Source organism: uncultured Lactobacillus sp., assembly GCF_945290125.1.
Lineage (GTDB): Bacteria > Bacillota > Bacilli > Lactobacillales > Lactobacillaceae > Lactobacillus > Lactobacillus rizhaonensis.
This window is the reverse complement of sequence record NZ_CALYQV010000088.1, coordinates 1-5,667: the sequence shown is the minus strand read 5'-3', so window position 1 is coordinate 5,667 and position 5,667 is coordinate 1. Positions and strand designations below refer to the sequence as shown.

At 33.5% G+C, this 5,667-nt stretch carries 7 protein-coding genes; 3 read left to right on the top strand and 4 right to left on the bottom strand.

The genetic code is table 11. The features are described from left to right. Positions 1 to 713: 713 nt before the first annotated feature. The 3 genes from Q0K80_RS10435 (at position 714) to Q0K80_RS10430 (ending at position 1,882) form a co-directional block, all read left to right on the top strand. Complete coding sequence (locus tag Q0K80_RS10435) at positions 714 to 941, top strand: helix-turn-helix domain-containing protein (protein WP_365935638.1); 228 nt, start codon at positions 714 to 716, stop codon at positions 939 to 941. A gap of 387 nt (positions 942 to 1,328) precedes the next feature. After that, positions 1,329 to 1,844 (top strand): DDE-type integrase/transposase/recombinase, encoded by a 516-nt coding sequence (locus tag Q0K80_RS09755; protein ID WP_294605849.1) that lies wholly within the window; start codon positions 1,329 to 1,331, stop codon positions 1,842 to 1,844. Further along, positions 1,823 to 1,882, top strand: coding sequence for a hypothetical protein (locus Q0K80_RS10430; RefSeq protein ID WP_365935639.1), 60 nt, complete (start codon positions 1,823 to 1,825; stop codon positions 1,880 to 1,882). Before Q0K80_RS09755 ends, Q0K80_RS10430 begins: the two co-directional genes overlap by 22 nt. 68 nt (positions 1,883 to 1,950) lie before the next feature. Here Q0K80_RS10430 and Q0K80_RS09750 read toward each other — a convergent pair whose 3' ends face one another. The 4 genes from Q0K80_RS09750 to Q0K80_RS09735 all read right to left on the bottom strand — a co-directional run. Beyond that, complete coding sequence (locus Q0K80_RS09750) at positions 1,951 to 2,664, bottom strand: MAE_28990/MAE_18760 family HEPN-like nuclease (RefSeq protein WP_294605847.1); 714 nt, start codon at positions 2,662 to 2,664, stop codon at positions 1,951 to 1,953. 3 nt (positions 2,665 to 2,667) lie between these two features. Beyond that, a complete protein-coding gene (locus Q0K80_RS09745; RefSeq protein ID WP_294605845.1) occupies positions 2,668 to 3,717 on the bottom strand; it encodes a DUF262 domain-containing protein in 1,050 nt (349 codons plus the stop codon). Beyond that, positions 3,692 to 4,762 carry a DNA cytosine methyltransferase gene (locus Q0K80_RS09740; protein ID WP_294605843.1) on the bottom strand — a complete coding sequence of 357 codons (1,071 nt, stop codon included), beginning with the start codon at positions 4,760 to 4,762 and terminating at the stop codon, positions 3,692 to 3,694. Before Q0K80_RS09740 ends, Q0K80_RS09745 begins: the two co-directional genes overlap by 26 nt. 630 nt (positions 4,763 to 5,392) lie before the next feature. Continuing rightward, the coding region (locus tag Q0K80_RS09735) for a hypothetical protein (RefSeq protein ID WP_294605841.1) at positions 5,393 to 5,667 on the bottom strand (275 nt) is incomplete at its 5' end.

The following is a 5,667-nucleotide window of genomic DNA, read 5'->3' as shown; positions in this document are numbered from 1 at the left end:
ATAGAACAATGGTCTCCTAAACCGTAGAGGTGAGTTCGAATCTCACCGGGGTCATAAAATATCGTTATAAACGCCCGAATATCAGCGTTTTATAAATCTTATGTTAGTCAATTTATGTAAGATGCAATTTTTGTGATTATCATTTTAGGTTCTTCCATTTGATGTGCGCAATTAGATGATTGAAATTGCGGTAGCCATGGCTGTATGCTCGGTCTGCTTAAAGATTCCTTATAGGCGGGCATTAGTTGACTGCGTTGAGCAAATCATGCAAACTGCACTTTTAAAGGTCTTGCGTGTGACTACCATCTGCTAATTTAATTTTTCTGTCTGTTTGAGACGTTTTCGTATTTGCGGAACATCTTTTGCCTTTAAGGCTTGCAGCAAATTCTGCATGATGTTGTAAGTATTATCTCCATGATAGGATCAAGCGTTAACCCGTCTGCGACTATCTGTGCTTGCGTCAACCGATCTTTGAAGTGCCAGTTGTAGCAGGGACTCTTTCTTCTAACTGGTCAAAAGGCTTAAGGTAGAGCTTCCAAGAATATTTGAGTAAGCAGTAGCTGCTACTGGCTTGCGAATACTGTTTCATACCTGAATGCGGCAGACATTAAAGGAACGGCTGCCACATCTGAACCAGGAGAAAACGGTCTAAGATAACTTGATTATTTTGGAAAAACTCTTTGGCCATGCTGGCATAATAGTAGTTGAGATCCATGAAAAACTGTTTTAATTTTGGGGTGCAGAGCTTAAAAATTCGGCACACACCGCGAGATTATGGTGGTTATTTCAAGCTCCAAGTTTTAAACTGGAGAAAAGATCATAACGAGACCTATCAAAATACCGCCTTTCACTTCAAGATTTCCTCTCCTAGGTTAATTTATAATTGGGAAAAACGTCTTGCTGAGGGTAGACTTGATGAGCTCTTTCCCAAACGGGGCTAACCACCGATGAACAATCACCTAAAAAACCAGTTAAATGTACCAAAAGTGAGTTATCCGAATTAGAGTGGTTGCGTTTAGAAAACCGCCAGCTCCACATTGAGAACGACTACTAAAAAAGTAGAAGCTTTAGCTCAACGCAAGAAGAACGGACCGACATCCAAGACCATCTATGAGTATCACCCCCGCGCATAAGGCGGAAAAGATACAGCGATCTGGCTTTACTGTTGCTAATTAAAGTGGTTAAAAAGCATAAACCCAGCTTTGGCTATCTGCCGATGATCAATACGCAAAAAATCAAGTATTGCCTCAAGGATGGCCATAAGCGGGTTTATAGATTGATGAAGGTGCACACCCGCTGGCTCAAATATAACTTGCGTGCAGGAAAGTATGATTCATCCAAGAGTATTAGGCCAAGAATCGCTCCACCAAAAGTTTAAGACGAATCGGCCCTATCAAAAAGTAGTCACTGATATCAGCGAGTTTCGCTATAGCAATAAGAGCATGAGCGAACGGATATATTTATCACTCTTTAAAGATCTTTACAGTGGTGAAATCATCAGCTACACCATTAGTCAGCGGCCACAGACCAAGTATGTTCTGGAAGGATTCAAGCAGGTTTTGGCCGTCCGGCCTAAACTACCTTATCCCATGACGATTCACAGCGACCAGGTTATCCAATACCAGTCCAAAGCATATTGCCAGACCCTAAAGCAGCATTACGTTTTTCAAAGCATGTCGCGGCGAGCGACATGCCACGACAATGCGGCCTGCGAGAGTCCTTTTTACATCATGAAGGTTGAGCTAGACTACTACACTTACACCTATCATACTAAGAAGGCGCTGCAGGAGCCGATGGAAAAATGGATGAATATTATAATCAAATTAGAATCCGGCACAAGCTAAAGGGCCGCACCCCGATTGAATACGGAATACGGCCTTAGCGAATATAAAATAATGTTAACGTCCAATTATAGGGGTTAACTTCACCAGAATAGTGTTTTCATTGGCTTTAATTTTTTTTAAAATCTTTGTTTTTAATATAATTATTTACATCTTTTTTTAATTGCTCAAGATAAGTTTCAACATGCAAAGAAGTCTGATATAAATCATCAATTGTTTTATCACTACCTAATTCAATAAAGGAATAAGAGCCGTGGGCAAGTCCATTTCTGTTACGCTTTATAGTATCTATTTCGTTTTTGTATTTTCCTATAGTCGTTGTATCAAAATTAATACCTAGATTTTGTGTAACACTAAGAATAGTATCAAAATCTGCATTTCCTGATAATTTGAAATTATTAGTATAAAATTTTATTTTTTGTTTTTTTAAAATAAAAGATATACAACGATGCGCTTCTTTTTTATAACTGTCTGACTTAGTATCATTAGAGTCATCTAAACCCAAAAATTGATGTTTTTCCCACAGATCTTGTATTTTGTCTAACACTTCATCGTATCTTAAACTTGAAGTGTTTATTGCATCATAAATTGTACTTATTAATTCTCTAATTGTTGATTCAATCATGTTATACATCATCATATAAGAATTGGATTTTAAAATAATCATGAAAGAATCTATTTTAAAAGGTTGTTGTTTTAGGACTTTAGCCAGATCTGTCCATAGCTCAGATTGCTCGTTTGAAAGAGAGTCAAGTTTTTTAAGAGAACTAATATAAAAATTCAATTCTTGTTTTTTACTATCATAAATTGAAGTAGTAATCATCTGCTATTTACCATATTTCAAAAGATAATTTCTTACGTATTCAATCCTGTTCTTTACTTTTTGTGGTGTATTGTTTCCACCAGAGGTAGTTAATTTTTTGAATTCTGGATCATTCAAAAGATTTTCTGTATATACTCTTTCTATACTGAGCTCTGGTTGAATTTGAATTGCTAAACTGATTCCACACATTAAGGCTTCAAAACGTGCATTAGGGGTTTGTTTACGCGAATTTTGAAGAAAACCATCAGGAAAATAATTTTTTGCAAAATTAAAAGCATCATTAAATTGTTTGGTATATTTGCTTTTGTTTTCTTTATTCCAATCGGATCCCACTCTGACTATATAATTTGTTATAAAGTGATCAACTCTATGCTTGAAATTTTTATAGTTATTTGAATAAGCAAAAAATCTACCAACTAATTCATTATCACCTTTACGTTTTGTTTTATGCATAGATAAATGCACGATTTTTATGAATAGATCTGATTCTGACAATTTGACTATTAGTTGCTGAAATTCATTAGTGTTTAAGACCCCATTCCTGATTTCAGCATCATTCGCTGGCTCTGATGATGTATTAAGCCTGTTAAATAAATCAATGCGTGTATCTAGTGAAGCATTTGTTAATACAATAATTCTTAAAGAATGATCAGAAAAACGTCTTTTTTCTGAATCGGGAAGATCTGAATAATTAAATCCTTTGAGTGAATTTAATTTCTCCAGGTTGTTACCAAGTATGATCTTGTTAGATACGAAGTCTGATAAAGTAGTTATTCTTTGTACGCCATCGACTATTTCCAATTTTCCATCTCCCTTTTCAGACAAAAAAATTAGCGGTATGGGGTACCCTAATAAAATGGATTCAATAAATCTTTCTTTTTTATGTTGATCCCAAACTTTATTCCGTTGATATTGTGGAATTTCATAGCCATCTCTTCTAAATCTATCAGTTATGTAACCTATTGGATAATCTCTGGTATCATATCTAATATCTTTTCGTAATTTGTTTAATTGTTTTTTTGCAGCTTCAGTTTCTTGAAAAGTTATTTTCATTTTTATCTTCCTCAATGCCTTTCATAATGCTTTTTCCAATGGCTTCTCCCAATTTTACTGGAACAGCATTTCCAATCATAATTCCCAGTTTTCTTGAGGAAATTTGATGTTCGTTATCAATGAATTTATAGTTTTTGGGAAATGTTTGTAAGATTGCACCTTCACGATATGATAATGCCCTATCTTGATTTGGATGCCCAAATCTTCCATTACCAAAACCATAGAATTGCGTTGTTATAGTAGGAGCTGGCTCGTCCCATTTCATTCGTCCATATACACTTTTGTAGGATTGACCAGATTTCTTTTTGTAAGCCTTAGGTAATAATTTTTTATCCCAGTCATCCCAAGTTCCACCAGGTTTAGATTGTTTTATTCGCATTAAATTAAGATTACTTAATTGAACGGCTCGGTGCATTGAATCTAATTTAGAAGTTTCTCCAGATTTTATAGGTGGAAGTGAACCTATAGCATCTCTTACTGTAGGATAATTATCTTTGCTGCAAACCGGAGGGATTAATTTCAGATTGAACGTTTTCGAAGCAAGCAAAACAAGTCTTTTTCGTTTTTGTGGAACTCCATATTCAGGAGCATAAACAATTTGCCAATTTACTTTATAATTATTGTTCTTAAGAAGATTAATAAATTTTTTGAAAATAGGTTCTTTTCTAAGTTGAGGAACGTTTTCCATAGAAACTATGTCTGGCTTAATGTCAGCAACTATTTTTCCAAAATAATCTAATAGATCCATTTTGTTTTTATTCGTATCCGAACCCTTATACCTGTAGCTATATGATGAAAAAGGCTGACAAGGTGCACATCCCATTAAAACTTTAATATCAGTATCATTTGGGTAAAGTGAGTTAACAAAAGTGGAAGAAATGGTTTTGATATCTTTGTTATAAAAATCTGCATTATTATTTTTAGTGTATGGATATCGACATGCCTCCTCAATGTCAATTCCTGCAACAACATTGATTCCTGATCTTTGCACTCCGTAAGTAAGCCCTCCAATGCCACAAAACAGATCAACAGCGTTAATATTCATAATAAATATCCTCCTTTCATAATTATGACATGTTTGTTGAAAAAAATCGAGTTTTTCAGCAAAAGTTTTATCTATTTATGATTTATAAATTTTCTCCATAATGAATGTTTCCTAATAATTTTACAGCATCTTCATCACATACTGACTCAGCACCATTAGAACAATTAAATACACAAATCTTTTGGCAATGAATTTCTCTTAAATAATCGTACTTTTATCAGTAAGAATAGGTTATGCTTGTAAATATGGCAATAGTAGGTAAATGGTAATTAATGGATACTGCATTATTTTTACATGTTTTTAAATTTGCGATTTTGCCTTTAATATTTTTAGTCAATTGATTAAATGGGTCAAGTTCAATAAAGAATAGCTATTTTTGATATATTTACCTATTTCAAGTACAAAAAGCAAAACAAACATCGGTCTTTATTTGTAGTCGCTTTACATGGCTTTAACCAGTATTCTGAGCTTGTAGATGACAGCACTTGAACTATTTTACTTGTAATAATTACAAAAGATTAATTATTGATATATGAATTTAAAAACAATTATATTTTTTAACAATACCTAAATCGCCAATTGCACTAAATAGTTAAGCAATCATTCATAAATATTTTTCTCTGAGGTTTTTTAAATATTTATTAAATATAAATTAGGAATACTTTTACCAGTATAAGTAAGAAGAATTTTATCATAAATATTGAAATAAGTAGAAACATAAAAAATAGATTGTATTACAAAATGTATTTGTATCAGAACTATCACTCTTTTTTCTACATTAAAATAGTTGATCTGTTTACATTTGTTTTTACAAATTCTTTTTGTGCAAATTTTCTCATCCATGCAAAGCAATTGATCTACCTCAAAATGCAAAAATGCTCCCACTAATTGAGTCTGAAATCTCA

Excerpts from the sequence above, each read along its gene's own strand:
- Q0K80_RS10435 (WP_365935638.1), top strand. The coding sequence starts at position 714 with ATGAAAAACTGTTTTAATTTTGGGGTGCAGAGCTTAAAAATTCGGCAC.
- Q0K80_RS09750 (WP_294605847.1), bottom strand. The coding sequence starts at position 2,664 with ATGATTACTACTTCAATTTATGATAGTAAAAAACAAGAATTGAATTTT.
- Q0K80_RS09755 (WP_294605849.1), top strand. The coding sequence starts at position 1,329 with ATGATTCATCCAAGAGTATTAGGCCAAGAATCGCTCCACCAAAAGTTT.
- Q0K80_RS09745 (WP_294605845.1), bottom strand. The coding sequence starts at position 3,717 with ATGAAAATAACTTTTCAAGAAACTGAAGCTGCAAAAAAACAATTAAAC.
- Q0K80_RS09740 (WP_294605843.1), bottom strand. The coding sequence starts at position 4,762 with ATGAATATTAACGCTGTTGATCTGTTTTGTGGCATTGGAGGGCTTACT.